The sequence below is a fragment of the Nocardia sp. NPDC046473 genome, from assembly GCF_040645995.1.
Taxonomy (GTDB): Bacteria; Actinomycetota; Actinomycetes; order Mycobacteriales; family Mycobacteriaceae; genus Nocardia.
The window spans coordinates 234,366-247,184 of the sequence record NZ_JBEYZJ010000002.1; the positions used below are offsets into that span (position 1 = coordinate 234,366).

The 12,819-nt window shown below is 67.8% G+C and carries 19 protein-coding genes and 1 riboswitch; of the genes, 11 read left to right on the forward strand and 8 right to left on the reverse strand.

Features of this window, described 5'->3' with window-relative positions; translation table 11 throughout:
* The first annotated feature begins 83 nt into the window (after positions 1 to 83).
* The gene (locus ABZ942_RS06610; RefSeq protein ID WP_357379733.1) at positions 84 to 974 is read left to right on the forward strand and encodes an A/G-specific adenine glycosylase; all 891 of its coding nucleotides are present in this window, start codon (positions 84 to 86) and stop codon (positions 972 to 974) included.
* Here ABZ942_RS06610 and ABZ942_RS06615 read toward each other — a convergent pair.
* Positions 971 to 1,717, reverse strand: coding sequence for an alpha/beta hydrolase (locus ABZ942_RS06615; protein WP_357379734.1), 747 nt, complete (start codon positions 1,715 to 1,717; stop codon positions 971 to 973). The genes ABZ942_RS06610 and ABZ942_RS06615 overlap by 4 nt on opposite strands.
* A 93-nt stretch (positions 1,718 to 1,810) precedes the next feature.
* Here ABZ942_RS06615 and mhuD point away from each other — a divergent pair, with 93 nt between their 5' ends.
* The 4 genes from mhuD (at position 1,811) to ABZ942_RS06635 (ending at position 3,897) form a co-directional block, all read left to right on the forward strand.
* Positions 1,811 to 2,125 carry a mycobilin-forming heme oxygenase MhuD gene (mhuD, locus tag ABZ942_RS06620; protein WP_357379735.1) on the forward strand — a complete coding sequence of 105 codons (315 nt, stop codon included), beginning with the start codon at positions 1,811 to 1,813 and terminating at the stop codon, positions 2,123 to 2,125.
* Between the two features lie 66 nt (positions 2,126 to 2,191).
* Positions 2,192 to 2,359: riboswitch (cobalamin riboswitch) on the forward strand.
* A gap of 28 nt (positions 2,360 to 2,387) precedes the next feature.
* Positions 2,388 to 2,582 carry a CbtB-domain containing protein gene (locus ABZ942_RS06625; RefSeq protein ID WP_039794710.1) on the forward strand — a complete coding sequence of 65 codons (195 nt, stop codon included), beginning with the start codon at positions 2,388 to 2,390 and terminating at the stop codon, positions 2,580 to 2,582.
* Entirely contained in the window at positions 2,573 to 3,370 is a 798-nt protein-coding gene (locus tag ABZ942_RS06630) for a CbtA family protein (RefSeq protein WP_357379736.1), read from the forward strand. The genes ABZ942_RS06625 and ABZ942_RS06630 overlap by 10 nt, the downstream gene beginning before the upstream one ends.
* A gap of 35 nt (positions 3,371 to 3,405) precedes the next feature.
* Positions 3,406 to 3,897 carry a hypothetical protein gene (locus ABZ942_RS06635; RefSeq protein ID WP_357379737.1) on the forward strand — a complete coding sequence of 164 codons (492 nt, stop codon included), beginning with the start codon at positions 3,406 to 3,408 and terminating at the stop codon, positions 3,895 to 3,897.
* 85 nt (positions 3,898 to 3,982) lie between these two features.
* Here the strand turns inward: ABZ942_RS06635 and ABZ942_RS06640 are convergent, their stop codons facing one another.
* The 3 genes from ABZ942_RS06640 to ABZ942_RS06650 form a co-directional block, all read right to left on the reverse strand.
* Positions 3,983 to 4,423 carry an OsmC family peroxiredoxin gene (locus ABZ942_RS06640; RefSeq protein ID WP_357379738.1) on the reverse strand — a complete coding sequence of 147 codons (441 nt, stop codon included), beginning with the start codon at positions 4,421 to 4,423 and terminating at the stop codon, positions 3,983 to 3,985.
* Positions 4,424 to 4,615: 192 nt separating this feature from the next.
* Complete coding sequence (locus tag ABZ942_RS06645) at positions 4,616 to 4,936, reverse strand: multidrug efflux SMR transporter (RefSeq protein ID WP_357379739.1); 321 nt, start codon at positions 4,934 to 4,936, stop codon at positions 4,616 to 4,618.
* A 1-nt stretch (position 4,937) separates the two neighbouring features.
* Complete coding sequence (locus ABZ942_RS06650; protein ID WP_357379740.1) at positions 4,938 to 5,585, reverse strand: NAD(P)H-dependent oxidoreductase; 648 nt, start codon at positions 5,583 to 5,585, stop codon at positions 4,938 to 4,940.
* A 143-nt stretch (positions 5,586 to 5,728) separates the two neighbouring features.
* Here ABZ942_RS06650 and ABZ942_RS06655 point away from each other — a divergent pair, with 143 nt between their 5' ends.
* On the forward strand, positions 5,729 to 6,322 hold the full coding sequence (locus tag ABZ942_RS06655; RefSeq protein ID WP_357379741.1) for a helix-turn-helix domain-containing protein: 594 nt from the start codon (positions 5,729 to 5,731) through the stop codon (positions 6,320 to 6,322).
* 50 nt (positions 6,323 to 6,372) lie between these two features.
* Here the strand turns inward: ABZ942_RS06655 and ABZ942_RS06660 are convergent, their stop codons facing one another.
* Positions 6,373 to 7,224: an ABC transporter permease gene (locus ABZ942_RS06660; RefSeq protein ID WP_357379742.1), complete on the reverse strand. Its 852-nt coding sequence runs from the start codon at positions 7,222 to 7,224 to the stop codon at positions 6,373 to 6,375.
* A complete protein-coding gene (locus tag ABZ942_RS06665; RefSeq protein ID WP_357379743.1) occupies positions 7,221 to 8,123 on the reverse strand; it encodes an ABC transporter ATP-binding protein in 903 nt (300 codons plus the stop codon). Before ABZ942_RS06665 ends, ABZ942_RS06660 begins: the two co-directional genes overlap by 4 nt.
* A gap of 148 nt (positions 8,124 to 8,271) precedes the next feature.
* On the opposite strand from ABZ942_RS06665, the gene ABZ942_RS06670 reads away from it, so the two are divergent.
* Positions 8,272 to 9,729 (forward strand): histidine kinase, encoded by a 1,458-nt coding sequence (locus ABZ942_RS06670; protein ID WP_357379744.1) that lies wholly within the window; start codon positions 8,272 to 8,274, stop codon positions 9,727 to 9,729.
* Between the two features lie 8 nt (positions 9,730 to 9,737).
* Complete coding sequence (locus ABZ942_RS06675) at positions 9,738 to 10,400, forward strand: response regulator transcription factor (RefSeq protein WP_357379745.1); 663 nt, start codon at positions 9,738 to 9,740, stop codon at positions 10,398 to 10,400.
* On the opposite strand, the gene ABZ942_RS06680 is transcribed toward ABZ942_RS06675, so the two are convergent.
* Entirely contained in the window at positions 10,401 to 11,048 is a 648-nt protein-coding gene (locus tag ABZ942_RS06680) for a vWA domain-containing protein (protein ID WP_357379746.1), read from the reverse strand.
* A gap of 124 nt (positions 11,049 to 11,172) precedes the next feature.
* Here ABZ942_RS06680 and ABZ942_RS06685 point away from each other — a divergent pair, with 124 nt between their 5' ends.
* Positions 11,173 to 11,442, forward strand: a complete 270-nt coding sequence (locus ABZ942_RS06685) for a hypothetical protein (RefSeq protein WP_357379747.1) — start codon at positions 11,173 to 11,175, stop codon at positions 11,440 to 11,442.
* A gap of 12 nt (positions 11,443 to 11,454) precedes the next feature.
* Positions 11,455 to 12,267 (forward strand): LLM class flavin-dependent oxidoreductase, encoded by an 813-nt coding sequence (locus ABZ942_RS06690; protein ID WP_357379748.1) that lies wholly within the window; start codon positions 11,455 to 11,457, stop codon positions 12,265 to 12,267.
* A 29-nt stretch (positions 12,268 to 12,296) separates the two neighbouring features.
* Here the strand turns inward: ABZ942_RS06690 and ABZ942_RS06695 are convergent, their stop codons facing one another.
* Positions 12,297 to 12,722, reverse strand: a complete 426-nt coding sequence (locus tag ABZ942_RS06695; protein WP_357380340.1) for a nucleotidyl transferase AbiEii/AbiGii toxin family protein — start codon at positions 12,720 to 12,722, stop codon at positions 12,297 to 12,299.
* On the opposite strand from ABZ942_RS06695, the gene ABZ942_RS06700 reads away from it, so the two are divergent.
* On the forward strand, positions 12,651 to 12,797 hold the full coding sequence (locus tag ABZ942_RS06700; RefSeq protein ID WP_357379749.1) for a hypothetical protein: 147 nt from the start codon (positions 12,651 to 12,653) through the stop codon (positions 12,795 to 12,797). The two genes, ABZ942_RS06695 and ABZ942_RS06700, sit on opposite strands and share 72 nt — an antisense overlap.
* Positions 12,798 to 12,819: the final 22 nt, after the last annotated feature.

The window sequence follows — 12,819 nt, forward strand, 5'->3', positions numbered from 1 at the left end:
ATTGTGCACAAGGCTTGGGTTACCAGCGAGTTCGTTTGGTTACGGGTCGGCAAATACCAGCTGGCGGCAGTAGGACAGGAACCGTGAGGAAAGCACCGAACACCATCGATGCCGACGTGTTGCTCGACTGGTACGAGGAGACCGCGCGCGACCTACCGTGGCGTCGCCGCGAGGTCACCGCGTGGCAGATCCTGATGAGCGAGATCATGCTGCAGCAGACGCCGGTGGTCCGGGTCGAGCCGATCTGGCGGGAGTGGGTGGCGCGCTGGCCGGTGCCGTCGGCGATGGCGGCCTCCTCGCAGGCCGAGGTGCTGCGCGCGTGGGGCAAGCTCGGTTATCCACGCCGGGCGCTGCGGCTGCACGAATGCGCGCGGGTGCTGGCCGCGGAGCATGGTGACGAGGTGCCGACCGACGTGGACGTGCTGCTCGGCCTGCCCGGCATCGGGGCGTACACGGCGCGAGCGGTCGCGTGTTTCGCGTACGGGCAACGGGTTCCGGTGGTGGACACCAACGTTCGCCGAGTCGTCGCGCGCGCGGTGCACGGTCGCGCGGAGGCGGGCAATCCGTCGTCGCGTGATCTGCCGGAGACGGAAGCTCTACTGCCGCAACAGATCGATCGGGCGGCGGTGTTCTCGGCCGCGTTGATGGAGCTCGGTGCGACAGTGTGCACGGCACGCACACCGGACTGTTCACGCTGCCCGTTGCCGAGTTGCGCGTGGGTCGCCGCGGGCCGTCCCATCTCCGAAATCGTCCGTCGCACACAGAAATACGAGGGCACCGATCGCCAAGCGCGCGGTAGGTTGCTCGACGTCCTTCGCGGCGCGACGGGCCCGGTGGAGCGGGTGAGTCTGGATCTGGCCTGGCCGCGCGACCCCGGTCAGCGAGCCCGGGCCCTGGACTCGCTACTGGTCGACGGGCTGATCGAGCAAACCGGCGACGGCCTGTTCGCCCTCGCCGGTGAAGGCGGCAACTAGGCGTTCAGCACGCGGCGGAGGAAGCGCTCGACGGCGGCGCGGTACTGGTCGGGTTGGTCGTCGTGCACGAGATGTGCTGCGCCTGCGACGAGTACGTGCTCGGCGTCGGGATGCGCCGCGGCCATCTGACGCATCTGACCGGGCGGCGTGATGGTGTGCTCCCCCTCGAGTAAGAGCGCGGGCACCCGGATGGCGTGCCACTGCGGCCAGAAGTCGCGACTACCCCACTCCTCGGAGATATCGCGGAACGTCGCGACCGACCCGTGCAGCCGGTATCCGTGCGGGCCGTGCTCGAACGAGTTGAGGAAGTACCGCCCGGCGACCGGCCCGAAGTACCTCAGCACCGCATTCGCATCCGGAAACGGTTGCGGCCACGCCTCGATCATCGCCGCCCAGTCGGCCGCGGTCCGGCCGGTGAAATCCGGGGCGATGTCCTCGACCACCAGCGCGCGCACCCGATCGGGATAGGTCGCGGCGAACACCCAGCCGTGCAGCGCGCCCATCGAATGCCCGATCACCACCATCGGTTCGGTGATGCCCGCGGTCGCGGCGGCCAGATCGGCGACGAAGGCCTCGGTGGTCAGCTCGTCCGGCGCGGGCCTGCCGTGCCCGGCGGCGTCGAAGGTGTAGACGTGGCCGTAGTCGCGCAGCCAGTCCAGCTGATCGTGCCAGGTCCTGGCACTGCCCATCAATCCGTGCAGCAGCAGGATCGGCACACCCGCTCCACCTTCGTCGTGCAACACCCCGCTGATTCTGCCCGGCGCGCCCCCGCCGTGCGCGGTACCCCCGATATGGCCCATACCGGGCGGACGCTCGCGGGTCGTATTGTCGAGCCCATGGCTGTTGTGAAGATCAACGCGATCGAGGTTCCCGAGGGCGCGGGCCCCGAGTTGGAGAAGCGGTTCGCCCACCGTGCGCACGCGGTCGAGGGCTCGCCGGGCTTCCTCGGCTTCCAGCTGCTCCGGCCGGTCGCCGGTGACAAGCGGTACTTCGTTGTCACCCAGTGGGATTCGGAAGAAGCGTTCGCGGCGTGGCGGGACGGGCCTGCGCGCGAGGCGCATGCGGGCGAGCGGCAGAAGCCGGTCTCCACGGGCGCGTCGCTGCTGGAATTCGAGGTCGTCATCGACGTGGCCGCCAAGCCCGCCGACTGAGCTGTCGAGCAATGCCGGGCGGACCGACCTGCCCGGCGACTCGCCCGACCTCAGGGCACAACCCCCCTGTTCGTATTGACGGCGGGTGCCTCCAGGTGTCACAGTTCGAATGACAAAACGCGAGGGTGATGCGGTAATCCGGTGAAATTCCGGAGCGGTCGCGCCACTGTATTCCATGCACCGAGCCCCTGGGTGCCGGACAGCCAGACACCGGCTCCTTCGCAACCCATTCGACGGGACGCGCATCCCTAGGAGGACTCGCATGGCAATCGCGCATTCGCCGAGCCGGGCAACCGATTCACTGGCCACTGTGCTCGTCACAGTTGGTGTCGTTCTACTGGCACTGCTCACGCTGTACCTGGTCGGCTTCGATCAGGGCGTCATCTCGCGCAGCGGGATGTACCTGCATGAGCTGATGCACGACGGACGTCACCTGCTGGGGCTTCCGTGCCATTGATCGGTTCCCTCAGGACCCTGCTGTTGCGCGGCCTGTTGGCCGGTCTCATCGCGGGCCTGCTGGCGGCCTCGGTCGGCTTCTTCATCGGCGAACCGAAGGTCGACGCCGCCATCGCCATCGAAGAGGCCGGTAGCGCGGCCGCCGCGGATCATCCGCACGGCACCGAAGCGGAAACGACCAACGGGCATTCGCACGGTGACGAAGAAGAACCGCTGGTCAGCCGCACCGGCCAGAAGGCGGGACAGTTCCTCGCGCTCGGCCTGGCCGGTCTCGCGCTCGGCGCCATCTTCGCCTCCGTCGCCCACTTCGCCCGCCGCTACACCACGCTGTCCGGGCCGAAGCTCGCGCTCGGGATCGGTCTCGGCGGCTGGGCCGCGATCGTGGCGGTGCCGTTCTTCAAGTACCCGGCGAACCCACCTGCGGTCGGTGATCCGGAGACGATCAATCAGCGGACCCTGCTCTGGGTGGCCGCCGTGCTGCTCGGCCTGGTGGCCGTCGGCGCGAGCGTGTACGTCTACAAGTTGCTGCGCGGTCAGCTGAGCACGTTGCGACTGATCGGCGGCCTGGCCGCGTTCGTCCTCGTCACGGCGGCGGGCTACATCCTGCTGCCGGGCATCAACGAGGTGAAGGCGAACTTCCCGGCCACGCTGCTGTGGCAGTTCCGGGCGTCCTCGCTGGCCGAGACCGCGACGCTATGGGCCTGCCTGGCCCTCGGCTTCGCCGCGCTCAGCGAATTCGCCACGCGCAGTGATACTCCGGTACGAGAGTCGATCGCTACCGCGGGCTGATCCGCATCCGGAAGACGAGGGGCAGTGTCGGTGTCATGACCGGCACCGCCCTTTCCTTTTTGCCCGCGCCGCTGCATTCGGGCGCACCAGCACAACCACCGCGCGCCGTCCTCGTCGCGTTCGTCGCCCTCGTCGTCGCCCTGCTCGCCGGTGTCGCCGAGGCGATCGAGCAGACCGCGCTGCTACTGGAGCGCGACGAGATCGACCTAGCGGGCTTGGCGACCGGACTCGCCGTGCGACTGGGGATCTACCTGGTCGTGCTCGTCGTCGCCATCCGAATGACGCACGGCGCGCGCTGGGCGCGCGTCCTGCTGACCTTCGGCATCGGCGTGATCGGCCTGCTCTCGCTGATCATCGAACCGCTGGCGGCGCTGCTGTCGGCGGACAAGTTCGGCGACCTCTTCGCCGGCATCACCATCGAATCCGCGGTGATCGGCCTGTTCCGCACCGTTCACATCGTCGCGGTCCTGATCGCCATCCCCGCGATGTACCGCCCGAGCGCCCGCCGTTACTTTCGCCGAGCCTGACCCTTGGCACACGAAATCGGTTGTCACACAAAACTGCCCGGTTCACACACCATAGTGCGCGAACCGGGCAGTCGGCTGTGCCGAGTTAGACGAGGGCCGCGTCGAGGAGGATGTGGTCGACGCCGGCGAGGGCCTTGCTGACCGGGCAGCCCGCCTTGGCGGCCTCGGCCGCGGCGGCGAAGCCGTCCGCGTCGAGGCCGGAGACCTTGCCGCGCACGGTCAGCTTGATGCCGCTGATCCGAAAGCCACCGGCCGGGTCCGGGCCGAGGGTCACGTCGGCGCTGACGTCCAGGCTCTCCGGCGTCCCGCCCGCATTACCGATCTGTGCCGAGAGCGCCATCGCGTAGCAGGACGAGTGCGCCGCCGCGATCAGCTCCTCCGGGCTGGTGGTGCCGTCGGCGTCCTCGGCGGAACGCTTCGGGAACGACACGTCGTACTTGCCGACGCCCGAGCTGGCCAGCTCGACCTGCCCCGACCCCTCCTGCAGAGTGCCCGTCCAGGCAGTACGCGCGGTACGTGTTGGCATCACGGTCCTTTCAGTTCCGCCTCTCCGCGAATTCAGGCCAGATTCGAGTGCCGCGGCTCTTGCGTCGGCGGCCGGCGGTGAGGGCGGTCGTCACGTTACCCGGTACCCGGCGAGTTACCCATGTACACGCGAGATCAGTTGCCGCAGAGGCATTTTAGAAACATCGAAGCTGGCCGCAGGTACGCCAGCAGGTCATTCGGGATTGGTGACCCTGGCCAGCACGATGCCGCCGATGATCAGCGAGAGGGCGAACACCCGGCCCGCGCTGAGCGGATCCTTGTTGAACACGATGCCGAGGCCGATGGCGCCGACCGCGCCGATCCCGGTGAAGATCGCGTACGCGGTACCGACCGGCAGCGTCTGCATGGCCCTGGACAGCAGGTACACCGCGGTGACGCCGAGGACGAAGCAGATCACGGTCGGCACCAGGCGGGTGAAGTTCTCCGTCGGTTTGATGCTCTGCGACCAGACGATCTCGACCAGGCCCGCGAGGCCGAGGACGACCCAGTTCATGTCAGTACTCCTTAGCGAGATTGCGTGCGGTCTCGAGGGCGAGCGCGTACGACTCGTCGTGCTTGCCGCGCAGGTGTGCCAGCGCGGGATCCTGGCGGGCATTGGCCAGTTCGGCATTGATGAAAACCGTGTCCTGGACGGCGAAGTGGCCCGCGAAGAAGTCGCGCAGGAACCGCTCCTGGTAGTCGAACGCGGCCTTCGGCGCACCGGGTGAGTAGGCGCCGCCGCGGGCAGTCGCGACGACGAAACGGCGGTGGCCCAGTGACATTCGCGGGAACGTCACCTGATCCAGCCACGCTTTGAGGGCGGCCGGAATCGAGTAGTTGTACATCGGGGTGCCGATCAGGATGACGTCCGCGGCAAGCACCTCGGCCAGCAGCGGTTCGATGATCGCCCACGCCGCCGCCTGCTCGGGCGTGCGCACCAGCTCACTGAGCCGATCCACATCAGTGCTGCTCTGCGCGAGTACCGCGTCGCACAGCTCGGTCCACGCCGCATCGATGAACGGAATCGGTTCGGCCGCCAGATCTCGGTAGCGATACCCGCCATCAGGGTTAGCGGCGCGCCACACATCGGCGAAGACAGCACTCAACTCACGACTGATCGAGCTGGTACGGGCGCTCGCATCCAGGTGCAACAACGTGCTCATAACTAGACCTCACTCTGTATTTCCGCATCGCCGGACCGACAATCAGTCCAACTGGACGTTGTGTCCACTTAGTCCCGAATCCGAGAGTATCGACAAATGGACATTGTGTCCACTTATTCCGGAACTCAGGTACAGTCAGCGACATGACCAGGCACACGGATCTGCTCAGCGGGCGAGCGGCCGCCCCGCCGGAGCGCGCGGACGCGGCGCGCAACCGGGCCAAGGTGCTCGCCGCGGCCGCCGAACTGTTCGCCACCCGCGACCCGCGGACCGTGACGATGGACGACATCGCCAAGGCGGCAGGCGTCGGCCGCGGCACGCTGTATCGCCGCTACCCGGACACGAATTCGATCGCCGTCGCATTGCTCGACGAACACGAGCGGGCGCTGCAGGAGCAGCTGATCGGCGGCGCACCGCCGCTGGGCCCCGGTGCGCCGCCCGCGGCCCGACTGGCCGCGTTCTACGCCGCGATGGTCGAATTGCTGGACGCACACGCGGATTTGGTGCTCGGCGCGGAGATCGGTGGGGCGCGATTCGCGACGGGCTCGTACGGGTTCTGGTCCGCCCACGTGCGAGCCCTGTTGCTGGCGGGCAAGATTCGCGAGCCGGACGCACTCATCGATGCACTGCTCGCGCCATTGGGAGCCGAGGTTTACCAGCAGCAACGCAGTCGAGGCTTGACCTCGGCGCAGATCGCCGACGCCCTCGGCAGGCTCGCCCACGCTGTGCTCGACTGATCCGCGAAAGCCGTTGGTGGTTGTCCACCAACGGCTTTCACACCAGTAGCTCACACCAGATCGCGCCTGCGCATCAACCACATGGTGCCCACCACAAAGAGCGCGATGTAGATCCCCAGCATGATCAGCGATTCGGTCCGCGACAGGATGTCGAGCACACCGGGCGTCCCCGCACCGACCGTCCGCATCGCCCCCGCCATCGAACCGGCGGCGGTGCCGGGCAGGTGATCGGTGATAACCGCGATCGGCGAAAAGATCGACGCCACCCCGCGCAACAGGTTCTCCACCACCAGCACCCACACCAGACCGAGGCCGACGGCCATTGCCGGACCACGAGCGACGCTGCCGATCAGCGCGCCCGCCAACGTCCACATACCGAGAATCGCGATGCCCGTGAGGATTCCGAGCAACGACTGCTGCACCGACGGCAACGCGAGCGCCTGCGACTGAGTCGCACCGATCAGCGCCGCCACCCCGGTATCGATGACGAAAGCGGTGAGCACCAGCCCGACGACCACGACGAACAGGCTCACCAGCACCCCGCCGACCACGCTGATCCGCGACGGCCCCTGGGTGAACACGGTTTTCCAAGTACCCCAGCCATATCCGCTGCCGGTGGTCAGCGCGCCGAGCACCAGCATCAGCGCGCCGCCGAACATCGCCATGCCCTGGGTGAACACCTCCGGCACCGCGGCGGGCAGCATCTGGTGCAGCAGCGCGTCTTTCGGCAGACCGTTCGACATCCGGCCCGACTCGCCCGAGGTGTAGGCGAGATAGTTGAACAGGTAGGCGAAGGTGAGGTTCAGCAGAATCCAGGTCCCCAGGAGGATCCAGAACGCGGGCCACTTCCGCAGCCGCAGCGCCTCCGCCTTCGTGCTCGCCAACAGGTCTTTCACCGTCATTTCGCCACTTCCAACTGAGTCATTTCGAAAAACACTTCCTCCAAGGACTTTTCGTCGATCCGCAGTTCCAGCAGATCGGCGCCTGCCGCGATGACCGCCCGCGCCACCGCGGGCGCAGTGCCGTTGCCCGCCTCGATCCGAATGCCGCTCGAAGTCAGCATCGCGGCACGCTCACCGACCACCTCACGCACCGCCGGAAACGCCACCTCCAACGGTTCGGCCCGCAGCAAAAGCGATGAGGCGCCACGTAATTCGGCGACGGTCGACTCGACGAGCAGCTTGCCCCGCGAGATCACGCCGACCCGATCACAGATCTCCTGCACCTCGCTGAGCATGTGGCTCGACAGCAGCACGGTGTGCCCGTCGGCGGCGAGAGTGGTGATCAGCTCCCGCATTTCGGCCATGCCCTGCGGATCGAGACCGTTCGTCGGCTCGTCCAGAATGAGCAGGTCGGGCCTGCCGAGCAGCGCCGCACCGACACCGAGACGCTGCTTCATGCCGAGGGAGTAGGTGCGGAACTTGTCGTCGGCCCGGTCGACCAGGCCGACCCGGTCCAAAGCCTCCTCGACCTCGACGCTGCCGATACCGCGGTATTTCGCGAGCACCCGCAGGTTGTCTCGACCGGAAAGGTAGGGGTAGAAACCGGGCCCCTCGATGAGAACGCCGATCCGGCGGACCACCGCGGGATCACCCGGCACCTGCCCGGCCACCGTCGCGGCGCCGTCGCTCGGCCGGATGAGTCCGACCAACATCCGCAGCGTGGTCGTCTTGCCCGCCCCGTTCGGACCGAGGAACCCGTAGATCTCCCCGGCCGCGACACTCATGCTCACGCCGTCGACAGCGGCATGCGCCCCATAGCGTTTGGTCAACCCTCGGGTGACCACGATCGAATCTGTCATGCACCGAGAATCCGCCGCTACCAGGTGCACCACATCCGTCGCGCGGCGACGGTCGGCATACGTAAAGCGCACTACGCTCCTGCCTTACCTGAGCAATACGTAGCGAGGCGGACGCCGATCTGCAGCGAAGCCGAATAGGCTGCTGTGGGTGAGGGCAGGGATAACGAGCCAGGGCTCGCTGGGCTGGGATTGGGGTGTGGCGCTTGTCGTTGCCGCGCTCCAAATCGTCGGCGGCACGTTCGCGAATATGAGGATGGGCGAGAATTCTCTCGACATCCTCGGTTACCTGCTACTACTCGCCGGTCCGGTGGCGTTGATCTGGCGGCGGTCCCGGCCGATCCCGGTGCTGCTCGTCGCGCTCGGCGCGTGCGCCGCCTACCTGGCGCTCGGCTACGGCTACGGGCCGATCTTCGTCTCGTTGGTCATCGCGTTCCTGACCGCCGCGAGCACCGGATCACGCTGGTGGACTTACCCACTCGTGCCGGTCGGCTACCTCGTACTGGTCTGGCCGGTGCCCGAACTGTTCGGGCGCGGCGCCAATGTGTGGCAGATCTTCGCGCTGATGGCCTGGCTTGCCGTGCTGCTGTGCGTGGTGGAAGGGCTCCGACAGCGCACCGCGGTGCTGGTGGCGCGCAGGCAGCGGGCCGAGGCCGCGCGCCGCGACGAGGAGGCGCAGCGGGAACGGCGGGCCAGCGAGGAGCGCCTCGCCATCGCCCGCGAGCTGCACGACGTACTGGCGCACAGTCTTTCGCTGATCAACGTGCAATCCTCGGTGGCGCTCGAGCTGTTCGACAAGAAGCCGGAGCAGGCCGCCAGCGCGCTGGACGCGATCAAGACGGCCAGCCGGGACGCACTCGCGGAAGTGCACACGCTGCTGCACTCGCTCCGCACCGGCGGCACCGTCGCGGGCGAATCCGACGGCGACGAGGACGAATTCATCGACGTCGAGCGCAGCGTGCCGAGCCGGCGTCGTCCGCGCGGCTGGAGCGGGCGCAATTCCACTGGGACCGAACGTGTTCCGGCCGACGAGGCGGAATTGAGCAGGGCCGCTACCGAATCCGCCGAGGCCGAGGCGCGTCCGGTGGCGCCGCGAAACCCCGCGCCGAGCATCACCGAGCTGGATACCCTGCTCCAGCGCGCCCGCGCGGCCGGATTGTCGGTGAGTACCAAGGTCATCGGCGAACCGCAGCAGTTGCCGAGCGTGATCGACGTGGCGGCCGCACGGATCATCCAGGAGTCGCTGACCAATGTGGTGCGGCATGCGCCGGGCGCGGAGGCCACGGTGACGGTGCGCTACGCGGCGCAATCGGTCGATATCACCGTCGACAACGCCCGCCCCACCGCACCGGCGACGCGGTCGGGCACCAGCGGCGGCAACGGCATCATCGGCATGCGGGAACGCACCCACGCGCTCGGCGGCGCACTCACCGCGGGCCCGCGCCCGAGCGGCGGCTTCCGGGTCGCGGCGCGACTGCCGCTGCGGCCGATGGCACCGAGCGAACGCACGCCGCCGAGTCGATCCGACGACGCGCCCCGGCCCGACAACGTGCGGCCGATCCGGCCCGGCGACAAGGCGCAGCAGTCCAGCGCGCACGGGCCGCAGTAGGAGGCGTGGTGGCGATACGGGTCCTGGTGGCCGACGATCAGGCGCTGGTACGCGGCGGTTTCGTCGCGCTGCTGGCGGCGCAGGACGGCATCGAGGTGGTCGGCGAGGCGGACAACGGCGAACAGGCCGTGCGGATGACCCGCAGCCTCCGCCCGGACGTAGTGCTGATGGACATCAGGATGCCGATCCTGGACGGCCTCGCCGCCACCAGGATGATCGCCGAGGACACCGAGCTGGCCGCGGTACGGGTGGTCGTGCTGACCACTTTCGAGCTCGACGAATACGTCTTCGAGGCGATGCGCGCGGGCGCGACGGGGTTCCTGGTCAAGCACACCGAACCGGCCGACCTGGTGCGGGCGGTCCGGGTGGTCGCGGCCGGCGACGCGCTGCTCTCCCCCGGCGTCACCCGCAGACTGATCGCCGAATTCTCCGCGCACGCCAAAACACCGCCGCCCGCAACGCTTTCCGAACTCACCGAACGCGAGCGCGAGGTGCTGGTGCTGGTTGCCGAGGGCCTCACGAACGCCGAAATCGGCGAGCGGCTGTTCATGAGCCCAGCCACCGCCCGCACACACGTCAGCCGCATTCTGATGAAGCTCGGCGCCCGCGACCGCACCCAATTGGTGGTCATGGCTTATGAATCCGGCGTGGTGCGTCCGGGCTGGCAGTGACTACACGCCGCCGGGATTGGACTGTTCGCGCTCCGCGTCGGTGAATCCGCCGCGCTTCGCGCCGGGCGGCGCGGTCTGCAGCCGGGCCGAACTGGCCGACGCGGCGCGGAACACCCGTGAAACACCCTGCGGTGACGCGGCATAGGTGATGGAGTTACCCGGATCGAAACCCATCTGGGTGCCGATCGCGACCGCGTCCATATTCGCGCCGAGGAACAGGAAGTTCCAGTTGTAGACGTCCTGCTGCTGGGTGATCAGCGATTTCACCGCGGTGTGCGACCACTCCTTGCTGGAATTCTCGTGACCGTCGGTGAGTACGACGAAAATGACCGTGCCAGGCCGTTCCTGCTCGGGCCGCTGCGCGAGTTCCGCGCCGACGTCGGTGACCAGCCTGCCCACCGCGTCGTACAGCGCGGTCATGCCGCGCGGCTGCAGGTCGAGCGGCGCCACCTCGACGAGCGGGCGGTTCGCGTAGACGCATTCGTATTCGGTGTCGAACCGCGCCAGCGTCACCTCGATCGTCTTCGGCACCTTGCGCTGTTCCTCGATGAAGGCGCTGAAACCGCCCTCGGTATCGGACTTGATCGACTGCATCGATCCGGAACGGTCGAGCAATACGGCGATCAGTGTCAGATCTGGATTTGTCATTCAGCACCCCCGGGTCGGTTCGACGAACCCCATCCAACGTACCCCCGTATACGCGCCGCGGCGTACGGCAAGCAGCGCCGCACGACCGATGCCGCGAGGTGGGTCGGCGGCGCAGGCTTTGGGCATGAACATTTCAACCCGACCCGAGGTCATGACCTTCTTGGCCGACCATTACGACGGCGGCTGGCACCCCTGGCCGTTCTTCTGGATTTTCCCGCTGCTGTTCTGGATCACCTTCATCACGCTGGCGTTCTTCGCGCGCCGCCGGTTCATCGGCCGCGAAAGCGGCGTCGGCACGCTGCGTACCGCCTTCGCCCGCGGCGAGATCACCGAGGACCAGTACCGCAGCCGCCTCGCCGTATTGCGCGAGCCGAAGCGCCCGGCAAAGAGCTGACGGGAGATCACCATGAGCATGAAATTCGGCATTGTCGTCACCCCGCGCTCCGGCGCCGAATGGGCCACCGCCGCGAGGGATGCCGAGCAGCAGGGCTATCGGACGATCCTGCTGCCGGACACGCTGAACACCCCATCCCCCTTCCCGGCACTGGCCGCCGCGGCGGCGGTCACCAGCACGGTCCGGCTGCGCCCCAACGTGCTCGCCGTCCCGCTGCGTACCGCCGCCGCGACCGTCCGGGAAACCGCAGCCCTGCAACTGCTTTCGGACGGACGCTTCGAGCTCGGCATCGGCTCCGGCCGACCGGACGCCAGTTCGGAGGCCGAACGCCTCGGCATGCCATGGGGTTCCGCCGCCGAACGCCGTGCGCAGCTGGCCGACACCATCGCGGCGGTCCGCGCGCAGGTCGCCCCGGCCCCGCCGGTCGTCGTGGCCGCCAGCGGGCCGCGAATGCTCGCCGCGGCAGCGGAATTCGCCGATCGCATCCTGCTCGCCGCCGGTCCGCGGGTGACCGAGGCGGAGCTGGCCGACATGGTCCGCATCGTCCGCGACCACACCGATCGGGATATCTCGTTCAGCCATCAGCTGATCGGTATCGGCGACCGGCTGCCGTATTGGACGAGCACCCGACTCGGCCTCAGCATGGACGACCTGCGAGCCGCAGGCGCGGCGGGTGTCCTCGATGCGGATCCGTCCGCCGCCGCCGACGTGCTCGAAACCCGAAGGGAGAAATACGGAATCGACGAGGTACTCATCCCCGGCGAGTTGTCCGACGCCTTCGCCCCGGTGCTCGCGCGCTACGCAGCCACGACCGGCGATCAATAGCCCGCGCTGTCCATTCTCGGCACCCCAGGTCAACGAGTTTCGCTCGGCGCGTGGGTATCCCACCGGCCGGTCGCAGAGTTCCAAGTGCCGGCCGACATGGTTCCGGCAAGAAGGGGATCGGCAAACCGGGAGAGCGCGGCCAACGCGGTGTCGAGGCCGTGTAGCTCCGGCGGTAGTGAGGTGTCGGCGGCTTCGCGCGGGTAGCCCGCGTCCCATCCGGATCCAGGGCGAATAACGGCACTGGGCAAGGTCAGGTAGTCCCGTCGCTGTTGCTGCATACGAAGTGCTCGTAGGGTTTTGGTGGCATCGACGGGAAACCTGCCGATGATGAGCAGCAGGTCGAACAGATCGTGCCAGCGAGTAGAGGGCGTGGTATTGGGGCCGTGGACTTCATACATCGCCGCGATCTTGTCCGCGATTTGATCGGCCAGGGAAAGGCAGCGGAACGGTGGCAGGTCCGCAAAGTCGTCTATCTCGAGGAGCGTTGCCGGTTCGACCCGGTCGACGTCGGCGGCCAGGGTGGTGCCTGATCCTGAAGCGCTGACAACGGAA